Origin of the sequence: Flavonifractor sp. An4 (assembly GCF_002161755.1) — a bacterium.
In the GTDB taxonomy this organism is placed as follows: domain Bacteria; phylum Bacillota; class Clostridia; order Oscillospirales; family Oscillospiraceae; genus Flavonifractor; species Flavonifractor avicola.
In genome coordinates this window covers 43,450-66,119 of sequence record NZ_NFIL01000017.1, presented here as the reverse complement: position 1 = coordinate 66,119, position 22,670 = coordinate 43,450, and the positions used below count along the sequence as shown (strand labels likewise).

Annotated in this window: 21 protein-coding genes and 1 pseudogene; 14 read left to right on the top strand and 8 right to left on the bottom strand. The window is 51.7% G+C overall.

Annotation, left to right across the window (positions count from 1 at the left end):
• Positions 1-120: 120 nt before the first annotated feature.
• The 4 genes from B5F94_RS09080 to B5F94_RS09065 form a co-directional block, all read right to left on the bottom strand.
• Positions 121-2,610, bottom strand: a complete 2,490-nt coding sequence (locus B5F94_RS09080) for an ABC transporter permease (RefSeq protein ID WP_087329583.1) — start codon at positions 2,608-2,610, stop codon at positions 121-123.
• The gene (locus B5F94_RS09075) at positions 2,594-3,286 is read right to left on the bottom strand and encodes an ABC transporter ATP-binding protein (protein ID WP_087329581.1); all 693 of its coding nucleotides are present in this window, start codon (positions 3,284-3,286) and stop codon (positions 2,594-2,596) included. The genes B5F94_RS09080 and B5F94_RS09075 overlap by 17 nt, the downstream gene beginning before the upstream one ends.
• Before the next feature lie 242 nt (positions 3,287-3,528).
• The gene (locus B5F94_RS09070) at positions 3,529-4,878 is read right to left on the bottom strand and encodes a hypothetical protein (protein WP_087329578.1); all 1,350 of its coding nucleotides are present in this window, start codon (positions 4,876-4,878) and stop codon (positions 3,529-3,531) included.
• 176 nt (positions 4,879-5,054) lie between these two features.
• A complete protein-coding gene (locus B5F94_RS09065) occupies positions 5,055-6,515 on the bottom strand; it encodes an ATP-binding protein (RefSeq protein WP_087329576.1) in 1,461 nt (486 codons plus the stop codon).
• A gap of 398 nt (positions 6,516-6,913) precedes the next feature.
• On the opposite strand from B5F94_RS09065, the gene B5F94_RS09060 reads away from it, so the two are divergent.
• From B5F94_RS09060 to B5F94_RS16215, 4 genes are all read left to right on the top strand, one after another.
• Positions 6,914-7,144, top strand: a complete 231-nt coding sequence (locus B5F94_RS09060) for a helix-turn-helix domain-containing protein (RefSeq protein ID WP_087329574.1) — start codon at positions 6,914-6,916, stop codon at positions 7,142-7,144.
• Positions 7,145-7,415: 271 nt separating this feature from the next.
• Positions 7,416-7,625, top strand: coding sequence for a helix-turn-helix domain-containing protein (locus B5F94_RS09055; RefSeq protein ID WP_087329572.1), 210 nt, complete (start codon positions 7,416-7,418; stop codon positions 7,623-7,625).
• 185 nt (positions 7,626-7,810) lie between these two features.
• Complete coding sequence (tnpA, locus tag B5F94_RS09050; RefSeq protein WP_087329570.1) at positions 7,811-8,290, top strand: IS200/IS605 family transposase; 480 nt, start codon at positions 7,811-7,813, stop codon at positions 8,288-8,290.
• 260 nt (positions 8,291-8,550) lie between these two features.
• Positions 8,551-9,126: a hypothetical protein gene (locus B5F94_RS16215; RefSeq protein ID WP_143383270.1), complete on the top strand. Its 576-nt coding sequence runs from the start codon at positions 8,551-8,553 to the stop codon at positions 9,124-9,126.
• On the opposite strand, the gene B5F94_RS09045 is transcribed toward B5F94_RS16215, so the two are convergent.
• From B5F94_RS09045 to B5F94_RS09035, 4 genes are read right to left on the bottom strand one after another with little or no spacing between them, the layout of a single operon-like run.
• Entirely contained in the window at positions 9,092-10,330 is a 1,239-nt protein-coding gene (locus B5F94_RS09045; RefSeq protein ID WP_087329568.1) for a DNA cytosine methyltransferase, read from the bottom strand. The two genes, B5F94_RS16215 and B5F94_RS09045, sit on opposite strands and share 35 nt — an antisense overlap.
• 5 nt (positions 10,331-10,335) lie before the next feature.
• Positions 10,336-11,196, bottom strand: a complete 861-nt coding sequence (locus B5F94_RS16210; protein WP_143383269.1) for a hypothetical protein — start codon at positions 11,194-11,196, stop codon at positions 10,336-10,338.
• A gap of 10 nt (positions 11,197-11,206) precedes the next feature.
• The gene (locus B5F94_RS09040; RefSeq protein ID WP_087329566.1) at positions 11,207-11,842 is read right to left on the bottom strand and encodes a hypothetical protein; all 636 of its coding nucleotides are present in this window, start codon (positions 11,840-11,842) and stop codon (positions 11,207-11,209) included.
• A 1-nt stretch (position 11,843) separates the two neighbouring features.
• A complete protein-coding gene (locus tag B5F94_RS09035) occupies positions 11,844-13,856 on the bottom strand; it encodes a sensor histidine kinase (RefSeq protein WP_087329564.1) in 2,013 nt (670 codons plus the stop codon).
• A 396-nt stretch (positions 13,857-14,252) separates the two neighbouring features.
• Between B5F94_RS09035 and B5F94_RS16700 the strand changes: the two are divergent.
• The 10 genes and pseudogenes from B5F94_RS16700 to B5F94_RS08995 all read left to right on the top strand — a co-directional run.
• Positions 14,253-14,882, top strand: a pseudogene (locus B5F94_RS16700) (helix-turn-helix domain-containing protein); the annotation flags it as partial.
• A complete protein-coding gene (locus B5F94_RS17115) occupies positions 14,859-16,205 on the top strand; it encodes a S1 RNA-binding domain-containing protein (RefSeq protein ID WP_087329589.1) in 1,347 nt (448 codons plus the stop codon). The pseudogene B5F94_RS16700 and the gene B5F94_RS17115, both read left to right, overlap by 24 nt.
• Before the next feature lie 17 nt (positions 16,206-16,222).
• Positions 16,223-16,756: a hypothetical protein gene (locus tag B5F94_RS09025; protein WP_087329562.1), complete on the top strand. Its 534-nt coding sequence runs from the start codon at positions 16,223-16,225 to the stop codon at positions 16,754-16,756.
• 446 nt (positions 16,757-17,202) lie between these two features.
• Positions 17,203-17,667, top strand: coding sequence for a zinc-finger-containing protein (locus B5F94_RS09020; RefSeq protein WP_158100270.1), 465 nt, complete (start codon positions 17,203-17,205; stop codon positions 17,665-17,667).
• Between the two features lies 1 nt (position 17,668).
• On the top strand, positions 17,669-18,202 hold the full coding sequence (locus B5F94_RS09015; protein WP_087329558.1) for a sigma-70 family RNA polymerase sigma factor: 534 nt from the start codon (positions 17,669-17,671) through the stop codon (positions 18,200-18,202).
• An 83-nt stretch (positions 18,203-18,285) separates the two neighbouring features.
• Positions 18,286-18,816: an XRE family transcriptional regulator gene (locus tag B5F94_RS09010; protein ID WP_087329556.1), complete on the top strand. Its 531-nt coding sequence runs from the start codon at positions 18,286-18,288 to the stop codon at positions 18,814-18,816.
• A 360-nt stretch (positions 18,817-19,176) separates the two neighbouring features.
• A complete protein-coding gene (locus B5F94_RS09005) occupies positions 19,177-20,118 on the top strand; it encodes a hypothetical protein (protein ID WP_087329552.1) in 942 nt (313 codons plus the stop codon).
• A gap of 58 nt (positions 20,119-20,176) precedes the next feature.
• On the top strand, positions 20,177-20,347 hold the full coding sequence (locus tag B5F94_RS16450) for a hypothetical protein (protein WP_158100269.1): 171 nt from the start codon (positions 20,177-20,179) through the stop codon (positions 20,345-20,347).
• Between the two features lie 38 nt (positions 20,348-20,385).
• Positions 20,386-21,093, top strand: coding sequence for an ABC transporter ATP-binding protein (locus B5F94_RS09000; RefSeq protein WP_087329550.1), 708 nt, complete (start codon positions 20,386-20,388; stop codon positions 21,091-21,093).
• Entirely contained in the window at positions 21,086-22,657 is a 1,572-nt protein-coding gene (locus tag B5F94_RS08995; protein ID WP_087329548.1) for a hypothetical protein, read from the top strand. Before B5F94_RS09000 ends, B5F94_RS08995 begins: the two co-directional genes overlap by 8 nt.
• Positions 22,658-22,670: the final 13 nt, after the last annotated feature.

The following is a 22,670-nucleotide window of genomic DNA, read 5'->3' as shown; positions in this document are numbered from 1 at the left end:
AGGGACAGGGCTTGGATTGGCGTTGTCTTTTTCCTGCCTACATGGTCCTTTTTACTCATTCCCATTTGAAATTTTCTTGCATCACCTACTTGACTTCATACCATTGGACTAAAAAACAGGTCAGCCGGTCTCCCGCAGGCGCTGAATCACCGGTTCCCGGGACGATACCCGGTAGGCCAGGGCGGAAATACAGGGACACAGCACCAGCAGGGCCAATACCAGCCCCGCCACCAGCCTAGGCGGCCACACAAAGGAGAAGGCCAGGACCCCTGTGTCGATGTGTGTGTCGGAAAAGGCGGCCCACAGGATGCCGCAGCCCGCCAGGAACAGGACGGAGGACAAAACGGCGTAGATGCTGCCCTCCCACATGACCATGGCCCGCAGCTGCCGGCGGGTCATGCCCAGACTCTCCATCATGGCCAGCTCCCGGCGGCGGGTCTGCACCGAGGTGGCCATCACATTCACATAGTTCATAAGCCCCATCAGCACCATCAGGATGCACACGCCGTTGCCCACCAGGGCCACGGTCTGCTGGTTGTGGGCGTAGTCGGCCTGGGCCTGGGCGGCGCTGACATACTCCACGTGACCGGGGGCCACAGCCAGAATCTCCTGAATAGCCTGGTCCAAAGCCATCAACTGGCCCTCCTCGGCATTGATGCATATATACTGGATATCTGCATCCGGATTGATCCGATCCATGCCTGCCTGGCTGACCAACACCCCCGGCACATGGCCGGTACCGCCCGGAGAAATTTCCAGGTAAATGTCTCCACGCTCCACGCCGCCGATGGTAAACGAATGCACCTGTCCGTCCCGACTGCGGATGGACAGGTTCTGACCGATCGTGACCGAAAAATCCTCCGGCGGTTCCACTTCTCCGGTGCAATCGCTGACCAGCAGAATGTCCCCAGCGGCAAAGGCATCCAAATCCACCGGCTGCTCCGCAGTCTGATTATACTCCTCCAGGACAGAAAGCTCCAGCGTCACCGCCTCTGCGCCCTCAAATTTGCCCGCGCTGGCCTGATATGCCTCCATTTTCTCTTCCACAGCAACCGGGTCGTCTTTACCTGTCCACCGGGCAAACTGCTTGGCGTAGGGCCAAAGGACCGTCGGGTCACTCTGCATATACAGCTCGGACACCCGGGTAATCTCCATCTCCTGGATTCCGTCCAGTTGGGTAATGGCCTCCATGGCGGAGTGGTTCATGTCCTGCGTAAAAGTGGAATCTCCGTCTTCCACTGAGATGGGATTCCCCCTGCTATATATGGTAATGTCATAGCCATTTGTATCATACTCCGGCATATCCAGGTGGAACACACTGTTTACCGCCAGAATGAGTACCGCCCCCAGGGTGAGGGAGGCAAAGACCCGGAGAGCCTGCTTTTTCTGCCGGAACACGTTGTGCAGGGCCATGGAACGCAGTCCGGTCCGCCGCCCTGTTTTCCCGCGGTGTCCTCCCGGCAGCCCAGTGTAGGACAGGGCCTGCATGGGGGAGATTTTTCCCGCCAGCCGGGCCGGTTTCCAGCTGCTCAGGGCCACCGTCAGCGCCACAAACAGAATGGTACCCAGGAAGATAATGGGATAAAAGTTCACCGTCCGGGGCATGGCGGACATATTGTCGTTGGTCAATGTCTCCAGTGCTCGGGGTACCACCTCCAGGCAGAGCAGCATGGCCGCCAGCAGGCCGGGTACCAGACCGGCCAGGGCCGCCAGTATAGCCTTTGCCCGCACCAGGGTGCGTAGCTGCCGGGGGCTGGTCCCCAGGGTCTTCAGCATACCGTAAAACCGGATGTCATGCTGGACGGCGAGGGACAGAATGTTGCTGACAAACAGGCAGCTGCCCACCAGAATAAGCAGTGCTGTAAATCCCAGCAGACCAAGGATCTGCTTCTGAGAGACGACAGAGCGCTGGGGCGTGGAAACCCAACGCTGCGCGTCTGTGAGTGGAATCTGCTGCAAGGTCTCCCAGGTCTTTTCCTCAGACCAGCACACCCCCAGCTGGCAGCTTTCCCAGCCCCAGAAGTCCGAATAGAACTCCCAAGCCCCGGACTCCGAGCGAAGCACCCGGTCCTCCGATGTGTAGTCGGTAAACCAGCCGGTTAGTTGGTGATCTCGGGTCAAGTGGATGGTCATACCCACCTCCGGTTCATCAATGCCCAACCGTTTGAGGGTGTCAATGGACATCATGACCTCCAGCGTGTCCTGGGGGTAGGTTCCCACCACATCGGAGAGCATGGGCAGGATTTGGTACTCCCAGGCCGCCTCGTCGTAGTACCAGTGCTGTAAGGGAATCTCGAAGCCAAGCGCACCTGGAATCGTCTCACTGCCCAGCGACATCCGGATGCCTGCCGCCTCCACCCCGGGGGTGGCTTTGACCTGCTCATACTGCTCCTGAGTCGGGGCGTACAGGATGGCGTCGGTCACCCCGTCCAGCCGGTCCATCATGGTCTGCAAATTGCGGAAGTAGTTGACGCCGATGGTAAAGATGGAGAAGAGCATCACAGTGGAGAGAAAGACGGCCAGGGCTGTGAGCAGGTGTCGGCTCAGGCTGGCCCTGATGCTTCGTCCGGCCAGGCGCCAGAAGAGGCGGCGGTTACGAATGCGGAACATGGTCCCCCTCCTTTCCCAGGATGCGTCCGTCCTCAATGTGGAGGATGCGGTCGGCCAGCTGGGCCAGTTCCTCGTTGTGGGTAATCATGATGAGGGCCTGCCCAAATTTCCGCACCGAGTTCTGGAGCAGCAGGGCCACCTCCAGTCCGGTTTTGCTGTCCAAGTTTCCGGTGGGCTCATCGGCCAGGATCAGAGCAGGCTTGGTGGCTAAGGCCCGGGCGATGGCCACCCGCTGCCGCTGTCCGCCAGAGAGCTGGTCTGGCATGGCATAGCGTTTCTCCTCCAGTCCAAGGGCGTGGATGATCCCGTCCAAAAACTCCTTGTCAGGCTGCAGCCCATCTGCCTCCAAGGTGAAGGTGATATTCTCATACACATTGAGCATGGGGATAAGATTGAAGTTCTGAAAGACAAAGCCGATGTTTCTCCGGCGAAAGATGGTGAGCTGCTCATCATTGAGTTTCCCCAAGTCGTGCCCCCGCACCCACACTTCACCAGAGGTGGGCTTGTCCAGCCCACCCACCAGATTCAAAAGGGTGGACTTTCCGCTGCCGGAAGTACCTACAATGGAGACAAACTCACCCTCTTCTACCGTCAGGGAGACGTGGTTCAGCGCGTGGACGGCATTGTCTCCGCTGCTGTATGTCTTACACAGATCTTTGGTAACCAGAATCGCCATAGAAATCCCTCCCATGTGGTGTTACCAGTAGGATACCACAGACTTCTTACGATTTGGTGACGGCACGCAACATCATTCGTTGGACATCAGTATGTATGCTGCAAGACGGAAGAAATCCCGGAACAGGCAATGTCCAAGTTGGACATTGAACCAAGAGCAAGCCATATGGGTGCGTTCGATGGCTTCAACAAGGGGCAATTTCCCCGCACTCTGGCTGGTATTGCCATATGTGACCGGGTCTCTCAGAACCCAAATACCTTCTTACGCAGCGGCAGATTGCCCAGGAGCGCCAGATACCGCCGTAGGAACACAGTGCAATCTTCTTCCTGTTCTGCCATCTGCTTCAGGAACCGAACTGCGGCCTGCACCATAGGTGACTCACCATGGGCCATAAAATCGTAAAACATCTCCCGGAACGCGAAGAGAGAGCGATACCGTTTCTGAATATCGTCCAGCGTCCCGATGAGCAGCTCCAGCAGCTCGGTGCCATGCATCGCTGCCTCTTCCCGGGCCAGGGTCTCCAACGAAGACCGGCACTGGGCCAGCCAGGCATTCATCTCCTCGGAAAAGCGGACATTTCCGTCCGGCCGCCACCACCAAGCCCGGTCGTCATCCGAGCAGCGCAGGAACAGAGAGGTATCCACCGGGACAACCGGTTTTGCCGGCTGGCAGACCAGATTCCAGAAGGAGCGCGCATTCCGAGCGGAGGGACGCAGTTTCTCCAGCATGGCCCAAAAATCCTGGTCAAAGGCATCGGCAAGCAGCTTTGCCGTGAGCTCTACCGGAAGCAGGGTGGCCATACCAGTAAAGCACCGTTGGGGCCGCGCATGTTCCGGAAAGCACGACGAGTCTCCGGCGTTCAGGGCGGCGATCAGCTGCTCCAGCAGTTCTGCATCCGGATTCTCAGATGCTGAAACCGCCTCGTTCAGCGCCTTTTCGGCACCGATCATGCAGTCCAAAATACTAACGGTATCCGGTTCACTGGAAGAGGACTGTATCAGCTGCTTCCATTCCGCCTCGTGCTCTGCACGGGTGACCGTCAGGTAAATGAGCATTCCCAGCGGGTCGACGGCGGTACCGACAGGCAGCAGAGCCAACAGGTCATCATCCCGCCGGTAGTCGGGCAGCAGCTGGTAGATGCGCCAGGGATCACAGACCCGGCGGTTATCATAGCGGCTCCCAAACAGATAGTTCAGCCAGCCGATGATCTTCCGGGCGTCGTAAACATGGTCGTCCTCATTTGCAATGCCGAACGTATCCGTGTAAAACTCATAGAGTACATAGACGGCGGAGCAGACCAGGTTGAACTGGCGCCAGCCCACTTTGTTGGTATGGAATCTGCAGGTGGCGGGATCATAGCCTGCACTCTCCCAGCTATCCTGTTCAAAGTAGTTGTAGCAGAATGGGATGGTATCTTTCCCCGGCAGAGCCTGCGGCGGCTTCAGCAGCCAGACCCGTTTGCCGAACAGACGGACATCCTCCAGGTCCAGCATTCCGCCCTGATCCAGAATCGTCAGGACCCGCTGGGTGAATTCTTCCCGTTTCTCTTCCGGAATCGTTGGATCCCCAAAGTAATCCAAATACGTGCCCATGTGTTTGCTCCTTTCCCAATCTCGTTATATTCAACTCAATACCTTTCTTGAGGTGATTACGACACCTCCTGCCAGAGAAGCAAGAAATGCGTGGGACCGAAATATTCCGATCCCACGCATTATAATTTGTCGTGGATCTGCTATTGCTATCCTTGTGTTTGGTATCACATTGCTTATTACACTGCCTTAGGATCGATACCAACCTCTTCCCAGGTGAGCAGAGACAGGTGATAGGGCTGGCCGGTGGGATCCCGATAGCTGTCATTCAGGGCACTTACCAGGTTCTGCACCTCTCGGGGGTGGTTCCTTGCCACCAAGATGCCCCGGCTCAACGGGCGGCCATCCACGGCACAGCCGTCCCAGTACATCCGAAGCTGGTACAGATCCAGGGCCTTGCTGGGCCCCTTCTTGGATTCGTACACCTCTGTCTGATCCCCGCGGCTGACGAACAGATCCATCTTCACTTTCAGGTTGAGGGAGCAGTAGGTGTTCTCCTCCAAAGCCGTCCGCATCACATCGGGCTCCGCCCGCTTTCGCTTCTCCAGGGCCCGGGTCAGCCGCTTCTCTACGCTCTCCTGGGGGGAGGCGGGGGCCACATTGGCCCGGAGCCAGGCAAAGAGTTTCTCCAGTCGGGGGTCCCCATCCCGAAAGCCGGTCTTGGTGGGCCTGGTAGGGGGGAAAGCCCCGGGCTCCTCCGCAGTCAGCTCCACCACAGCCAGGAAGTGGTTGCGGCTGGGATGGGGCTGTTTAATCCAAATGCGTTTATCCAGACCACGTTCCATTACTCGTCCATTACACCGGATCTCCACTCCGCTGGACTCCATGTTGCCCCGGTAGTAAATGTGGTTATCCTTGTCCGCCCGAATCAGTCCCCAGCAGCAGTTCACCGTCACCGGCCCGCCGCCTAGATCCAGCACGGTGGGGGGAGTTTCTTTGAAACAGTTCGGGTCCCAGGTTGGGAAAATAGGCTCCACGGGATAAACATGGTCCCCAACCACCACAGCCATCTCCATCTCTCCATTCCCCAGGATGGGGGCATAAGTATAACCCAGTTCCTCCAGAAGAATGTCCACCAGGACCTCAAAGGGCTTGTCCGTCCGGTCTCCGGCGGGGCGGAGGGTGGCAAAGAAGTCATGGGTGCAAGTAAAGGAAACGGCGGTGCCAGTAGGACCCAGGAGCACGCCACGGCCCGGCAGATAATAGCCGGTCATGGGGTCATCCCCTAGGCGGTAGGGCCCCCGCACCACCAGATGGCGGTCTTGGGTATTGTCCTCCGGCGTACGGCTCTGGATGCTCCAGCTGCCGTCCTCACAGGCGCTGGCCAGGGCGTGCTTGAGGCCCATGCCGTGCTCGTTCAGGTTCGTCTCGCCGCCGGAGCGGTTGCCCAGGGTGAGGGCGGCGTGGATGTCCCGGATGCCCGTGCCTGTGTCTACCACCGAGACATCCACAAATTCCTCCCACTGACGCAGTCGGATCTCCACTCGGCGCTGGTCCGGCTTGGTGGCCCGGAAGTTGGAGAGGGCATCGTCCACAAACTCATTGATGATCTCGGGGAAACGCTGGAAGTTGCCGGAGATGGAACGCCAGAGTTCATGACCATTGGGGTCGTTGTGGATGGCAAAATGGTTTTCTTTCATAAGTATAGATCCTTTCTTGAGGGCCGTTGGCCCTGTATTGGGAAAATAAAACACCGAGCAGGGCGGGCCTACACGGTGTTCCCAAAAGGATCGGGAGTGGGCGGCATCTTTACCCCAGGGTCTCTTGCCTTTCCCAGGCAAAAAGGGTATACTATCCCTGCGGTGCGGACGCAGTCCGTTGTGTAGGTGGCTCATTCACCTGCGCAGGCGTGGAGGAGGTCGCAACTCCTCCACGCTGCCGCTGTTTTATTTTACATATCTATCATAGCACAGGAAAATCTGTTGTCAAGTGAAAAACGCTCGATTAAAGAAAATATCTCTTAATTTAAGAGAATATATCTCTTTATTGACATGACTTGGCTCTACAATTAAAATGGATCGTGTAAGGAGTGATTGGTGTGGGTTGGTCCTACAATCGGCTATGGATTCTTTTGATCAACAAAAATATGAAACGCGGAGATCTGAGACAGAAAGCCGGGATTTCCAATGCAGCCATGGCGAAAATGGGTAAAAATCTGCCTGTTACAATGAATGTTCTAGGAAATATTTGCGATACTTTACATTGTAGATTAGAGGATATTGTGGAGTATGTTCCAGAACCAGCGGAGACGCAGAATAACGACAACTAAATAACGTCATAGATACAAAAAACGGATCGGAGGGCCACCAATTAGGAGTACGGCGTACCATTTCGTAAATTGTTCATATCATATCTTCCCGTGTTGTTTCTTCGCAAATTGTACTGCCAGGAGGCAGGTCAATTTGCACAAATTCCCCTGAAATATGCTGCCTTACAACGGCTTTTCAAATGTCGTATTAGCAAGGCATTAGCAGGAACCCCTTGTGACAGAGGGCTTCCAGGGGCCATTTCAAAATGCTATTAGCAGGGAGGATCATTTTATGAGCACCAACGAAAAAGGGACGCCCCAAAGCAGGACATACACCGTGAATGACATCGCAGCCATTCTCGGTATCGGCCGCGCTTCGGCCTATAAACTCGCCAACTCCGGATTTTTCAAGACGATCCGCATCGGCAATATGATCCGCATCTCCAGGAAGTCCTTTGAGGATTGGCTGAAGGCGGAGGGGTTGGACGACGACAATGAATAGAGATGTGGAGCCGCCACAGGCTGTTAGTCTGTGGCGGTCTTTATTTGAGTGCTTAAGCGCAAAAAAACCACCAGCTCAGCTGGTGGAATAAAAACGGCTTTAGCCATAGAAAAAAGAGGACCTCCCTGTAAAATAGGATGTGGGTTTGCCAACCACATTCAAAAAACAGGGAGGTTGTCTTTGAAATGAGGAATAACAAAGACGTAGATAGTTTAAGTCACACAACGTGGAGATGTCAATATCATGTGGTGTTTGCGCCAAAGTACCGGAGAATGGTAGTGTACGGACAAATCAAAAAGGATATAGGTCAGATATTAAGGCAGTTGTGCGAACAGAAAGGAATTGAGATCATCGAAGCGGAAGCGTGTCCTGACCACATCCACATGCTGATAAGTTTTTTGCCCAAGTATAGCATCGCGTATGTGATGGGGTACTTGAAAGGGAAAAGCAGCCTGATGATTTTCGACAGACATGCAAATTTGAAGTACAAGTACGGAAATCGGCATTTCTGGGCACGAGGCTATTTCGTGGATACGGTAGGTAAAAACAAAAAGCGCATTGAGGAGTACATCAAAAATCAGCTGCAACAGGATCAGATTGCAGACCAACTGAGCCTCAAAGAGTTTGTGGACCCGTTCACGGGTAGCAAGAATACCAAGGCATAAAAAAAGAGGCCCCTTGAGGGGCCTGCCACGAGAAAGGGATGCAGTTGGCAGACCCATTCGTGGCCCCTTAAGGGGCTTTGCTAGTATAATGCCCTTATAGGGCTTACTCAAACCACCGGCTAAGCCGGTGGTTTTGATTCAACTATCAGGATATAAGAAACCTAATGTGGAGACACTACACATGTGAGTGATGTATGATTCATATAAGTTTACTAGCATATTCAGCGTAACGAAATGATTTCTATTTGGAGGGGATGGCTGTGTGCCAATGGGAATCTCAAGTAAGGTTTCCTTTTGTCTATTTAGATAGCTCTTATGCAATACGGTCGGGAGATATAAAAATTGAACAAATATCCAGAAAGCACCTGAAAAAATTTCCTCAAACATTTGAACCCATCCTCGATCAAATGAGAACAAATTCCCTAAACGACAATTTATATTACGAGAAACTTATATGGCTAAAAACCAAACAAAAAATATCTTCGCTCATTACTATGGAAACATTTAATCCTATTCTGCTGAACCATTCATCAAACACAACCTTTTTATTTGGGAAAGGACTTCCTCACGATACCAGCAACATGGTTTTCTGGAATGAGAATGTCGATTTTAAACTCTACAATGCAGCGGCAATGTTAATTTCAAATGCAGAGTGTATTATTGCCGATGCAGATTTTTTTGCATTATCTGTAGGAAGAGAACTACAAAAATATATTTCAAGTATATGTACTTTGATAGTTTCTACTTCAAATACAAATACACCTAAAATTGACCGTACCTACATTGAATGTAAGTTGTCATCTATTGAGCTTGTTCGCCATCTTTCATTTCTTTAATTAGCTGAAGGAGAGTTTCCCCTACTTGTTCTGCAAATAGCGGTGGTATTGCGTTCCCTATCTGTGTATAACGTGGTACATCGGTTTTCCTGGAATCACCTCCTGTAGTATATGGGCCTTTAAATAAATACCAGTCCGGAAAGGTTTGGATTCTCGCATATTCACGTACAGTAAGTGTCCGTGGTTCACAATAATGTATGTGATCGTCTGGATTCGATGTTAATGTAGGAGCAGGAATGCTAGATTTAAGAACAGAAAAACAATTCTTTTTTATACCATATTCCTTTTTTAATAATTTAGAAATATTGCAATCCCGAATATTGAGATCTAAAAGCTCTTGAAATCGTTTAACAGTATCTGGTCTATGCCTTGCAAATCTATGGCTATCAGGAATTTGTCCTTTGCGAGCGCCACATCTGCAATAACGTTGGTAGCTTGTCCTTGGGCTACCATATACCCCAGACATAAATCCTTTTGAGTCAGGACAATTTGTTTGCCCGTAGCATTGCTCTAAATCAGATAGGGCACTTTTGATGCATACTGTTTGGGGGATCCCTTTTTTTCTAAGAAAGGGTTTAACATTATTAGAAAGTCTTTCAAAAAACAAAGTCGGATTAATTGATTTGCTTGCAAATAGGATAAAACGGCATCTTCGTTGTGGCACACCAAACTGAGAAAAATCCAGCATTTTAGCTTCAACCAGATAGCCTCGGTGACGCAGTTCGGAAAGAATATATTCTGAATATTTTTTACCTGGTTTTTCAACCGAAGTTCCTTGAAATGCTAAAGTAAATCCTTTTACATTTTCAAAAAGCAGAGAATCTGGTTTAACTAGATCAATGAATTGAAGATAAGAATCAACCAAAGTATTTCTAAAATCTTTTTCGTTTCTGCGGCCAGCGGAAGAAAAACCCTGACATGGGGGCCCCCCTGCTACTAGAAGTATTTTCCCGGACATTTCTTCTAACTGTGATTGGTATTCTGCAAGCAGTTCATTAATATCGTGAACATTTTGAGGTAACCACTTAGGCCAAATAAAATGCTTTTTTTGATCAATAAGATTATATTTTAAGGTGCTAAATGCGTCTTCGTTCTTTTCGACTGCAAATTGAGCTTTCCAACCAGCATTGTGAAACCCTAGTGCAAGGCCTCCGCATCCAGAAAAAAGATCTATATATGTATATGGGGATGTAGATGATGGCATCCGTTTTATTCACCTCCTCCTTTAGAAATAGTATCCCGTAAATGCTGCTTATATGTTTCGTTTGACATAAGCAGAAATGCTGGCAAAACTTCCAGCTCTTCTAACAATTTTTGGTGGCTAACCCCATCATGTATTCTGTATGTTATATAACTAGCAGACAAGTAGTTTTCATCGCCTAAGCAAACCAAATGAGGCAAAATCTCGTTTAAATATGATAATACTTGAAGAGTAAGTTGTACAACAAAATTTTTATAATCACGTTCGCTGAATTTGACTCCATAGTGCTCATAAAATTCTACGGGGGTAAAGAGCGTAAGTTCTGCGATACGCTTTTCTAATAGGAAAGAAAAACGTTCTTTTAAAGTGCGCACATTAATTGGATTCCTTAAAAATTCTTCGTACGCTCGAGATAGTTCCTCAATAAAAATATGTTTAATTATTATATCAATAGCTGTTGATACTCGTTTTGGAACATTGCTCTGTTCTCCGGGGTAAGAGGAAAACAAATACCCTAACTCTACCTGAAAGCCAAGATAAGCAATAGCTCCTTGATCAATACATTGCTTTCCAAATTCAAGTGCAGTTAGGCATGAGACTGCAAATACGAAATCATTTCTAAATGCAAAGGCATCTTCAGAAGAAATATATACTCTAAATTTATGATTTGGATTAGTAGTTGTTGTAAGTATAGAATCATTTGACCCATGCGCCATAATTAGAATATTATCAAAATTTTTAATCCGTGTTTTGAGCAGGCCAAGAAAGTTTCTTTTTGCATGAAATCGAGTAACATCGGTAGTTGGAAAATTAATTTTTCTAAAAAAGCGGATGCCTCTTTTTTTCATACATAGTAAAATTGCATCCATAAAACCACCCTTAAATATCTGTATTTAACAATATCGCTTTCTGCATCATTTTTTCAATAAATGCACGTCCTTCAGAGTCGTCCATACGGATATGATTAATGATTTCGTCAAAAGATTCAGATTTTCCACCAATGTTGTAATGATAAGTTTCAAGCAAAGAACTATATTTTCTGAAAAACTGCTCTAATGACTCGACTATAGGGTTTCTCATAGTGGCTGCTCGAAATAATATTTGTGCCATTTTTGAAGGATCTTCACTTTTATCAACCAATTGAAACACGTCAGAATTAACTAGATCTATTAGTTCCGACTTTTCTATGTTACTTGTTCCCTGCATTGTATAGAAAACAATTTGGCAATAGCGGTTTATTTCTTCTCGAACATAACTTACAAAAGCAGTTCCATTTGTAAATGTCGTTTCACCATTAAAATCATAGTCTACAACCAGAACATCAACGAGGTTGTGCTTATCAGATAAATATTCTATAGCCTCTTTCATTGAAGGGCAATGCTCCAAATGGAAACTGTATGCTTTCCATTTTTCAGATTGGTTTTTTAAAGAGTCTATTTCAGCTGAGTATGCAGGAATGTATACAGATTTGATTCGGGTGTTATCATCGACTATTAATATATTTCGCTCTAACATTTTAACACCTCAATTTTACAGAAAAGCAAGCTCCAACTTGCGTTTCAATTAGTTCAAGAGTTCCGCCATATTCCTTTGCAGTTTCATCAATAATAGTAAGCCCAAGGCCAAATCCTTCGGTTGTCCCTTGAAATGGATCAAAAATTCTTTCACGATCGGCTTCGGGTATACCAACTCCATTATCAATGCATCTGATAATAATATATCGTTCTGTTTTATAAAACTCAAACTTGAGTTTTCGCTCACGATCGTCTACCTTTTTAAGTGACTTTACTGCGTTGCTTGTTAAATTATTTAAGATTGCCTTTAAGTCCCCAGGGTCAATGTTATAGTGTAAATCTCCTCGAACTGTAATGGATACTTTTATACCGTTTTCCTCAAATGTAGCTTGACTTTCACGAATATATTTTTTGGCTAGACTTGCAATATCCTGAACAGATTTTGTTCTTTTTTTTACTACATCATCTCTAACTGTTCTTAAAAGAGACAATGCGTCTTGAATTAATTCTTGAATGGCAACTAGTTGCTCCTTGTCAATATCTTTAAGAGCCTTATTGCGAGATATGTAACTCGTAATTGCAACATTTGCATCATTAACATGAATCATTGATTGGTGAATTAGCTTATGCAAAAATGTCTCTTTTTGGGCGATCCTTGAATATACTTTTACAATTTCTTGCTGGTCTTGAACATATTGAAGTTGATTTTGTTGTTGCTTTTTTATTGTAGATGCAAAACTCTTTATCTGTTTGGCAGCCTCTGGATTACTTCCTTTGATTTCAAGAGCAATTTTGTCAAGGCCTGCAACTGCTCCGCCTATTTCTGCTTTAGTCTTTCTGATTGTTTCATTTTTTCCTACTTTTATTTTGTTGAAGTAATATGATTCGAGAGTTGTAATACAGACATCTACAACAAATTGGCGTAGTTGGGAAAATGCTGCGTTTTCTTCAAGACCTTGTCGATTGGTTAGCGGCTTTAATTCGGTATTATTCTCTTTACTTATCTGCACATAACCAATAAGGTCTCGTGTGCCAAAAAAACGCATTAGTCCCTGTGTTTGGCGTCTGTCAAGATTTAGCCAATCATTATCTGTTTCACCATATGGATATATGCGAAAGTCATCTCGATAGAGGCGAATATTTCCATATTCACGTACACGCAAGCCATACCGATTTGCAAAACGAATTTTATCACCTTGATTAAACATAAAAATTTGGGTTCTAACGCTTCCAAACGAATACGGATTGCTCTGCGTTGTTTCGTACTCCAATCCATCTTTGTTAACAACAATATAAATTACTTCTGGATTGTCATTTCGAACTTCCGCACTTATCCAAAGCGAACTAACCCCTTCTAATTTTTCAACAGTCACTTCTCGCCGTTTATATCCAAATTCTAAGGCAGTGATATAAATCTTAAAATTATCTTCCTGTGAAAACGGGCTTTTAAACTGTCGCAAGTTTCTAAAAAGTTCTTTTAGCTTACTTTCATCCCAATTGTCCCGTAATCCCGAAATAGTAAGACTAACACCATGAGCAGCATAATCGCTTTTTTGCCGCGTGTATGGAATACTAATTTCTCCAATGTTTTTTTCGGCTCCATCAAATAAAGACCAATCAAATTCAACAGAGTATTTTTGAGACGAATCCCGCTTTTGAGATTCCATATGCAAATATGACCCTAATCGATCCACAGAGAAACGCCCTATACCTTTGTCACCGTTAAGTGGTCTTCTAAAAATGGGTGATAAAAGTACATTTTTCTTACTGTCAGTGCCAATAACCATCCAACGATGCTCAATATCATGTAAATCCATGCCTGTACCATTGTCAGAAATAATGATCGATGAATCAGCCGTATTTAAGTTAGAAAAAATAATCTCCACTTCTGTTGCATCGGCATCATACGAATTTTTAACCAACTCAAACATGGCAGCCACTTGATCTGTAACTAGTCCTCGACCAAATAAATTTTTGACGCTAGTGGACGCACTAAAATGCAATATATTGGCCATATAATGCCTCCTTAAATCTTAAGGTTAACAGAGGGACAACGGGATGATTTGCACTCTCCCTTGTTACTTTGATGTATAGATAAATATTTTTAAAGATCTCATAAGGGCCTATTTAATTTATTATACCATCGTTTACCAGACACAGCAACGAGCGATGCTGCTTTATTGTCTTGATTTTTACAATTTCTATTTTCTTATGCCATAGGTTTTACAGCCTATGGCGTTTTTCATGTTCAAAGTTGCCCTGAAAGGAGTTGGAAATTCCATGTTTCTTCTTCCACAATCAGCCGGAAGGTCACCGCCCATAGTTTTCCCCTCCGGGGTATCTTGACGGCATAGAGGCCGTATTTTCCCCGAAAACGAACACTTTTTTGACCGCCGAAAGGAGGTGATACAATGGCGGTATTTCGCATTGAGAAAACCCGCGACTACACGGTGATGTCCAACCACCACCTACGCAACGCAGGCCTGTCTCTCAAATCCAAAGGGCTGCTCTCCATGATGCTGTCCTTGCCGGAGGACTGGAACTACACCACCAGGGGGCTGGCGAAGATCTGCAAGGAGGGCACAGACAGCATCGGCTCCGCCCTGAAAGAGCTGGAACGGGCCGGGTACATAGTCCGCAACCGGCTCCGGGACAGCAAGGGCAAGATCGTGGATGTGGAGTATGTCATCTACGAGACGCCCCATCCCCCGGACACGGGCCAGCCGTGCGAGGACGAGCTGGATACGGCTTGTCCAGATACGGAAAACCCGGATATGGATAACCCATGTCTGGAAAACCGGCCGCAATTAAATAAAGAGAAAAGAAATCCTGAAGAACAAAATACGGATCTACCAAGTACGGAAGGATCAAATCCTATCCAATCAAGCCCCCAAACCCCCGCAGGGGCTAACCGGACCGGACGGGACTGGATGCGGGAGCGAGAGAGCTATCGGGAACTGATTTTGGAGAATATCGAGTATGAATATCTATGCCGGGATGACCGGCTGGATCGGGATATGCTGAACGAGCTGGTGGAGCTTACCGGCGGCCAGGCTGCTTTTCCCCAGACTGACCCGGAATGGAACCCGGATGGCCAGTCCGAGCCTGGCGAGGAGGGATTTTCGCCCCAGACTGACTTGGAATCTGCCGACTCGGATACCGGTTCCCATACTGACCTGGAATCGGCTGAAACTCCCGGCGATGGCCAGGCCCTTGATGCCGAGTCGGCGTCCGGTCCCCAAACTGAGTTGGAAATGGAACTGGCTGATGATAACTCGGCCCAGGCTGCGGGGGATGACGCGGCTGAAGAAGACGCCGAGCCGCCTGCCCCCTCCCGGCGCCGGCGCGCCTCCCGTAAGAAGGCAACAGAGGCGCAGGATGGGGGAGAGGACGCGCCCGCAGAGCATCCGGAGGAGGAGCAATCTGATTCTGGGCAGCCCCAGAAACTCCGCATGCCGGGCCGGCGCCGCCAGCGGGTGGTATCCATCGACGCCGAGCGGACGGTAGAGACGGATACGGACCGGCTGCGCAATGACCTGCTTGATCTGGTGGAGTCCCTCAAGAGCAAGAAGATCCTCACAGGTACAATCCAGGGCGTGGAGCGTCTGGCGGATAACCCGGAGATGTCCTATGCCGTCATCTATCACGGGGATTTCAAGGTCATCATCCCGGTGCTGGAGGCTATCGAGGAGCCAGCGGACTACCGCGGTCAGCCCAAGGGGGACGTGCTCCACTACTTGCTCAATAAGCGACTGGGCGCAGAGGTGGATTACATCGTCAAGGGCGTCGACCAGGAGCACAACGTGGTGGCGGCCAGCCGGCTGGAGGCCATGGCGCTCAAGCGCAGAGAGTACTACTTCCGCACCGACCGGGACGGCAACTACCAGATCTACGAGGGCATCCGCGCTGAGGCACGGGTTATCTCAGTCATTCGGGCGGGCATCTTTGTGGATCTGTTCGGCGCGGAGTGCTATATCCCTCTCAGGGAACTGTCCTACCAGCGGTGGGTAGACGCCGCGCAGCACTACCAGCCCGGCCAGCGCGTGCTGGTGCGGGTGCTGGAGGTGGACCGCAGCGACCGCAGCCACCCCAGAGTGACCGCTTCGGTGAAGCAGGCGATGGAGAACCCCTACGAGAAGGCGCTGAAGAAGTATGTGGTGGGAAACCGCTATGTGGGTACCGTGAGTATGGTGGATCTCAACGGCGTGTTCGTCTCCCTGGACGGCGGTATCGACTGCCTCTGCACCTACCCCAAGCGCGGCCGCCCGCCCAGGGGCGCCAGGGCAACCGTGCGCATTCTCGGGATCAACCACGAAAACAACCGGATTTGGGGCGTCATCACCCATATGTCCACGACTCGCTGAGAAGGGAGGAGTGAGCCATGACCATCCCAAAGCGGCTTCGGTTGACCCTCCTGACGGTTGTGTGTCTTTCCATGTGCCTTTGCACTACAGCTTTTGCAGACACGGACGGCACCGAGCCGAAGGTCACCCAGCAGCCGGACCAGCTGGTACTTCAGCTAGGCACGCGCTGGGCGGGCGTGGAGTTTGAACTGCGCACCGATGCCGGAGTCTTTCCGGCCCCCATTGTGGTAGACGAGACAGGCGTGTTGACCATGGATCTGGGTGGGAGCACCACCTATACGCTCAGTTGCATCAACTCCACCGTCCCTATCCCAGATCCATCCGTAGAGCAGACACCAGACACCCAGCAGTCATCAGAAGAGGTGCAACAGCCGCAGGAACAGAATACCGCCACAGAGCCTAACAGCGGTATTCCCATCGTTCCATTGGTGGTGTTCCTGGTCGGCCTTGCCTGCGGGGGCGGCGGCTTGGTGGCGCTCCACTTTGCCAAGCGGCGCCGCCAAGAGGCTGATTATGACGAGTGGGCGGACGAGGACGACGAGCAGTATTGAAAGGAAAAAACGCCCCCAGACTGAGATGGGATCTCCCAGACTGAAATCGGCAGAAAAGTTGATGAAATTACCGCGAAAATGCGGATTTTTGTTGACTATTTCACGGTATTTTGTTATAATTCCATTGTAACAAGATACTGCGCACAGGCTCTCGATACGCCGGGGCGCCTTGGCGTCAGACCTGCCAGAAGTGGGTGGGAAATCGTGACGGAGCCGCTGTCCCGCGGCCCCACAAGGCGCAGATCTTGTCTTAAAAGAATGTGGCCGGAAGGCCGCTGAAATACAGTGCAGAGTCAATGGCTGGATGCGACACCACTATTCCAGCGCTTGGCTCTGCATTGTCTTTTTCAGCGGGCTTCCGGCCTTTTTTTGTGTTTCGGCGGTTTTGGCGATGCCGGTGCGAGTAGGGAATATGGAAGTTATCTTCTGGTAAGGAGGGACACAAGGTGAGCAAGAAATCAAGACGCAGCCGGGCAGGGGTACTGCCTGGCGATGGGCAGCTGCGCTGCCACTGCGGCAGTCCCGCGGTGCTCCGCAGTGCGGAAGGCCTATGCAGGACGCACCGGCCTGGTGCGATGGCCTATGTCTGTTCCCGGTACCCGGCCTGCGATTCCTTTGTGATGGCGCACCCGGGGACCTTGGAACCCATGGGGAGCTTGGCCGGGCCGAGACTGCGGAAGCTGCGGTATGCCGCGCATCAGGAGTTCAACAAACTGTATCAGTCTGGACTCATGAGCAAGCGGGACGCCTACCAGTGGCTGGCCATGACCGTGCAGGCGCCTATGGCCCACGCCCACATCGGGCATCTGGGCGAGTATTACTGTCAGGTGGTTATTGATGAAAGTAGGAAACTGCTCCAGGAGCGGATGGAGCAGCAAAACAAATTGAGAAAAGTATCAGGAGGTGCATGATATGCTGTCGCCGCTTACGAAGGAGCAGCGGATCAAGGTTGAGGAGAACATGGGACTGGTGGGCAAGGTGATCCAGGACTGCGTCCATACACTGGGCGCGGGGAGCATGTTCGGCTATGACGACCTGTTCCAAATCGGGTGCCTGGGGCTGTGCAAGGCGGCCCAAACAGATAAGCCGGGGCACACGGTGGCCTTTTCCACATACGCCTACCGTCTGATCCGCAATGAGATCTATACCGAGTTGGAGCGTGCCACCCGGCGGGGGCGGGAGGTGGCCACTGACCCTGCTGAACTGCCCTGCACGGTGCTGGATGATGATATACCAGAACAGCGAGAGGCTTGTATGTCGCTTCTGCAGCGGCTTGAGCGGGCAGAAGCCGAGGCCACCGGGGTGACAGCCAAGGGATTCCAGGCCATCCGGATGCTGATGGATGGATATACCAACCGAGAGATCGGGGAGCGGTTCGGTGTACCGGCAAACCATGTGACGGCGTGGGTAGCCAGGGCCCGAAAAATGCTCAGCGAGTTGGATTGACAGGCAGGTGAGAAGTGGGAATTGCTTTTCCGGCCGGAACCACATATAATGGCACTTAGATTTTGGATTGTGAGGTTCCAGCCATGGGGAGAGCATCCACGAAAGAGAATAAGAACATCTACCAGACCACGCGAGAGGCCCTGCGCCTGACTCGGGAGACAGCCAGCGAACTGCTGGAGACGATCCCGCCGGAGCGCATTGAGAAGATCGAGAATGAGCGTTCCCTGCCACACCCGGACGAGGTGCTGACGATGGCGGAGAAGTATAAGCAACCGGACCTGTGCAACTACTACTGCGCCAATCAGTGCCCCATCGGGCAGGAGTATGTGCCGGAAGTGAAGATCAAGGACCTCTCCCAGATCGTCCTGGAGATGCTGGCCTCTCTCAACTCCATGAACCGGCGCAAGGACCGGCTGATCGAGATTACCGCCGACGGCGTCATCAGCGACGACGAGCTGGAGGACTTCATCCGCATCCGGGAGGAGTTGGAGCGCATCTCCATCGCGGTGGAGACGCTGCAGCTGTGGTCGGAGCGGATGCTGGCCACTGGGGCCATCAACGCCGAGCAATATGAGGCCTATGAGCGCCGGCGTGCGGCGCAGGAGCGGGATTGAACCGGATATTTTGCCGCGGCAGTGGAAATAGCGCATCTTATTTTGCCAATCTGATTCTGGCAGCTGTAGGGGCGAGATGATAGAATATCAGTAAGCAGAGAGTGCAGACGCTCCTGTGAAGTTTCAGCAGCGAGGTGACGGCGATGGCTCCAAAAACGAGACTCCTGGCGATCCGCCTGATGGAGAACCTCCGAAAGAATCCCGCTTATGCCCAGGCCCTGGGCGTCCAGGTGACCTTCAAGAGATCTACCTGAAGGGGTGGGCTCCCGATCCAATGCGGCGGCTGAGGGCTTCACAGTTGGGTGAAGCCCTCTTTTGCAAAATGGAACTGTACCTTGGAAAGGGAAGGAGCGATAAGGGATGAACTACTATGACCAGCAGCTGCAGGAACTGCTCGCCCAGTGCGCCCGCAAACGGAAACTGGAGGCCTCGGCCGCGGAACTGCTGCGCCAGCGGGATACCTACGCCGCAAGAGCAGAGGAACTGAAACAGGCCATGCAGGAGGAGCAGGCGGATGTGAACCGGCTGGAGGGCCGGAGCCTGGCCGCCTTCTTCTACAACGTGGTAGGGAAGATGGATGAAAAGTTGACGCAGGAACGACAGGAGGCCTATGCCGCCCGGGTGCAGTATGACGCGGCGGCCCGGGAACTGGCCGGCGTGGAGGAGGACCTTCGCAGGTGCCAGGCGGAGCTGAAAGCCTTGGATGGCTGCGAGGAGCGCTATGCGGCGCTGCTCCGGGAGAAGACCCAGGCGGTGAAAGCCGCCGGCGGCGCTGTGGCCGAGCAGATCCTCGCTTTGGAAGAGCGCTCTGCCTATCTGGAGAGCCAGGAGCGGGAACTGCGGGAGGCGGCCGCTGCCGGCAATGCCGCATTGATGACGGCCGATCAGATCCTGGAGAGCTTGAACAGCGCGGAAAACTGGGGCACTTGGGACCTGGTGGGCGGCGGACTGATTGCCGACCTGGCCAAGCACAGCCAGTTGGATGATGCCCAGGCGTCGGTGGAGTACCTGCAGTCGCAGCTGCGCGCCTTCCGAACGGAGCTGTCTGACGTGACCATTAGCGCCGATTTCCAGGTCAATATTGATGGTTTCCTCCGGGTGGCCGATTATATCTTTGACGGCATCTTCGCCGACTGGGCGGTGCTGGACCGGATCAATCAGGCCCAGGCACAGGTGGAGTCCACCCGGGCGCAGATCTGTGCTGTCCTGGACCGCCTGCGGCAGATGACGGAACAGGCGGAGCAGGAGCGGGACGGCCTTCAGCAGGAGATTGAGCGGCTGGTGGGCAGCGTGCCCATGTAGACGGATACGCCAAGCCAAGTATTTTTGGGAACAAGAGAGGACAAGGAGAAAAATAAGTATGGATGATGACCCTGATGCGCAGATACCCCAGCTGCTCTGGATCAATTGGACGGAGCAGGTGGTATCCTTCCATCCGGAGGATGGATTTGAGACGGTGGAGTTTCCTGACCACGACGCCATGCTGGACTACGTCTTTCAGAAGACCTCCAACGGTTTCCGCATCCAGTGAGCCGCCGCTGGGACAAAATCAACAATGAGGAGTAACCCATGAAATTTATCATCGAGCACCTCTCCAAGCACTTTGAGCAGAAAGAGGTTTTGAAGGATATCAACTTTACCTTTGAGGAGGGGAAGATCTACGGCCTGCTGGGCCGAAACGGCGCCGGTAAGACGACGCTCTTCAACTGCCTGAACCGGGACATCAAGGCGGACAGCGGCAGTTTTTATCTGGAGGAAAACGGCGTACGCAGGGAGGTTGCGGCGGAGGACATCGGGTATGTTCTCTCCACCCCCACTGTACCGGAGTTTCTCACCGGCCGGGAGTTTCTCAAGTTCTTTTTGGACATCAATACCGACTCCATCCGGAATCCCCGGCCTCTGGACGCGTATTTTGAGGAAATGAGCATCGCTCCAGAGGACCGGGACAAGCTCCTGAAGGACTACTCCCACGGCATGAAGAACAAGATGCAGATGCTGATTAACATTATCGCCCAGCCGAATATCCTGCTTCTGGACGAGCCTCTGACATCCCTGGACGTGGTGGTGGCCGAGGAGATGAAGAACCTGCTCCGGTCCCTGAAGGACGGGCGGATCACTATTTTCTCCACCCACATCCTGGACCTGGCCCTGGATCTCTGTGATGAGATCGTCTTGCTCAGCCATGGGGAACTGGAAGTGGTGGAGAAGTCCAACCTGGACGACCACGGGTTCAAAGATAAGATCATCGCGGCGCTGAAAGAGGAGAACTATGCTTAAAACACTGCGTATCTCATTCGCCCTGAAAAATACATACCGGGTCAACGGCATCCTCCACTCCCTCAAGCAGATCCCGCTTTTGAAACGATTGCTGCCGGAGACCCTCTACCGGGTGCGTGGGCTGAAGATCTTCGCCAACGTCCTCTCGGTGCTGTGGGAGATCGTTTCCATCTTTCTGGGGAAGATCCTGTACTTCCTCACCATGGTCTGCGGCGTGGGGCTCCTCTACGAGCGGGCGCCGGCGGGCCTCAGTTTCCTGCACATCCTGTTTTTCCTGACGCTGATCGGCTCTTACATGAACACCAGCATCTTCAACCCCACCCGGGACAAGTACTACGCCATGATCCTCCTGCGGATGAATGCCCGGTCCTACACCCTGGCCAACTACGGCTACGCACTGTTGAAAGTTGTGGTGGGATTTCTGCCATTCACCATCTTGTTTGGCATGGACCGGGGCGTTCCCCTGTGGCTGTGCCTGCTGGTCCCGTTCTGCATAGCCGGTGTGAAGGTAGCGGTAGCCGCCGACTCCCTGCGGGACTATGAGAAACACGGCTATGTTCGAAACGAGAACAACCTGCAGAAGATTGCCTGGTTGCTGACGGCGCTCCTGCTGGCCCTGGCCTATGTGCCGCCCGCGGTGGGATTTGTTCTGCCGTTCTGGGCCTCGTCTGTGTTGTTCCTGGTCTGGATCCCGGCCGGTCTTCTGAGCCTCCGGCGGGTAGTGAATTTCCGCTACTACCGGGAGATGAATCAGGAACTGCTCTCCCAGATCCCCGGCCAGATGGACAAGGCCAGAGCGGCGGTCAAGACGGCAAACGAAAAGAATATCTCGGCGGACACTTCCATCACCAGCCGGAAGAAGGGGTTCGAGTTCCTCAACGACCTGTTTGTCAAACGGCATCGGAAGATCCTCTGGAAATCCGCCCTGCGCATCACCTATGTGTGCACGATCATCTGCTGCGGCGCTGTGCTGCTCATGGTGATGCAGCCTGGTACCAAGGCGGACATCAATGAGATGGTCATGACGTGGCTGCCGTATTTCGCCTTTATCATGTATCTGATCAACCGGGGCACCAGCTTTACCCAGGCGCTGTTTATGAACTGCGACCACAGCCTTTTGACCTACTCTTTCTACAAGCAGCCCGGGTTCGTCCTCAAGCTGTTCCAGATCCGGCTGCGGGAGATCGTGAAGATCAACGCTGTACCGGCCCTGGTGATCGGGTGCGGCTTGGCGCTGATCCTTTATGTATCCGGCGGGACGGACAATCCCCTCAACTATGTGGTGCTGCTGGTCACGATCCTCGCTATGAGCGCATTCTTCTCCATCCACTATCTGACCGTCTACTACCTGCTGCAGCCCTACACGGCCGGGACGGAGATGAAGAGTGGGACCTACCGCATTGTGATGGTTCTCACCTATGTGGTGTGCTATGCCCTGATCAATGTCCGGCTGCCGATCCTGGTGTTCGGCGCGGCGTGCATCGCTTTCTGTGTGGTGTACTCCATCGTTGCCAGCATCCTGGTCTATCAATTCGCACCGCAGACCTTCCGCCTGCGGACATAAGGACGCTTTTTCC

Excerpts from the sequence above, each read along its gene's own strand:
- B5F94_RS09005 (WP_087329552.1), top strand. The coding sequence starts at position 19,177 with ATGAACTACTATGACCAGCAGCTGCAGGAACTGCTCGCCCAGTGCGCC.
- B5F94_RS09000 (WP_087329550.1), top strand. The coding sequence starts at position 20,386 with ATGAAATTTATCATCGAGCACCTCTCCAAGCACTTTGAGCAGAAAGAG.
- B5F94_RS16210 (WP_143383269.1), bottom strand. The coding sequence starts at position 11,196 with ATGGATGCAATTTTACTATGTATGAAAAAAAGAGGCATCCGCTTTTTT.
- B5F94_RS17115 (WP_087329589.1), top strand. The coding sequence starts at position 14,859 with ATGCTGAACGAGCTGGTGGAGCTTACCGGCGGCCAGGCTGCTTTTCCC.
- B5F94_RS09045 (WP_087329568.1), bottom strand. The coding sequence starts at position 10,330 with ATGCCATCATCTACATCCCCATATACATATATAGATCTTTTTTCTGGA.
- B5F94_RS16450 (WP_158100269.1), top strand. The coding sequence starts at position 20,177 with ATGGATGATGACCCTGATGCGCAGATACCCCAGCTGCTCTGGATCAAT.
- B5F94_RS09070 (WP_087329578.1), bottom strand. The coding sequence starts at position 4,878 with ATGGGCACGTATTTGGATTACTTTGGGGATCCAACGATTCCGGAAGAG.
- B5F94_RS09080 (WP_087329583.1), bottom strand. The coding sequence starts at position 2,610 with ATGTTCCGCATTCGTAACCGCCGCCTCTTCTGGCGCCTGGCCGGACGA.
- B5F94_RS09025 (WP_087329562.1), top strand. The coding sequence starts at position 16,223 with ATGACCATCCCAAAGCGGCTTCGGTTGACCCTCCTGACGGTTGTGTGT.
- B5F94_RS09015 (WP_087329558.1), top strand. The coding sequence starts at position 17,669 with ATGCTGTCGCCGCTTACGAAGGAGCAGCGGATCAAGGTTGAGGAGAAC.
- B5F94_RS09010 (WP_087329556.1), top strand. The coding sequence starts at position 18,286 with ATGGGGAGAGCATCCACGAAAGAGAATAAGAACATCTACCAGACCACG.
- B5F94_RS09040 (WP_087329566.1), bottom strand. The coding sequence starts at position 11,842 with ATGTTAGAGCGAAATATATTAATAGTCGATGATAACACCCGAATCAAA.
- B5F94_RS09055 (WP_087329572.1), top strand. The coding sequence starts at position 7,416 with ATGAGCACCAACGAAAAAGGGACGCCCCAAAGCAGGACATACACCGTG.
- B5F94_RS09075 (WP_087329581.1), bottom strand. The coding sequence starts at position 3,286 with ATGGCGATTCTGGTTACCAAAGATCTGTGTAAGACATACAGCAGCGGA.
- B5F94_RS09065 (WP_087329576.1), bottom strand. The coding sequence starts at position 6,515 with ATGAAAGAAAACCATTTTGCCATCCACAACGACCCCAATGGTCATGAA.
- tnpA (WP_087329570.1), top strand. The coding sequence starts at position 7,811 with ATGAGGAATAACAAAGACGTAGATAGTTTAAGTCACACAACGTGGAGA.
- B5F94_RS08995 (WP_087329548.1), top strand. The coding sequence starts at position 21,086 with ATGCTTAAAACACTGCGTATCTCATTCGCCCTGAAAAATACATACCGG.
- B5F94_RS09035 (WP_087329564.1), bottom strand. The coding sequence starts at position 13,856 with ATGGCCAATATATTGCATTTTAGTGCGTCCACTAGCGTCAAAAATTTA.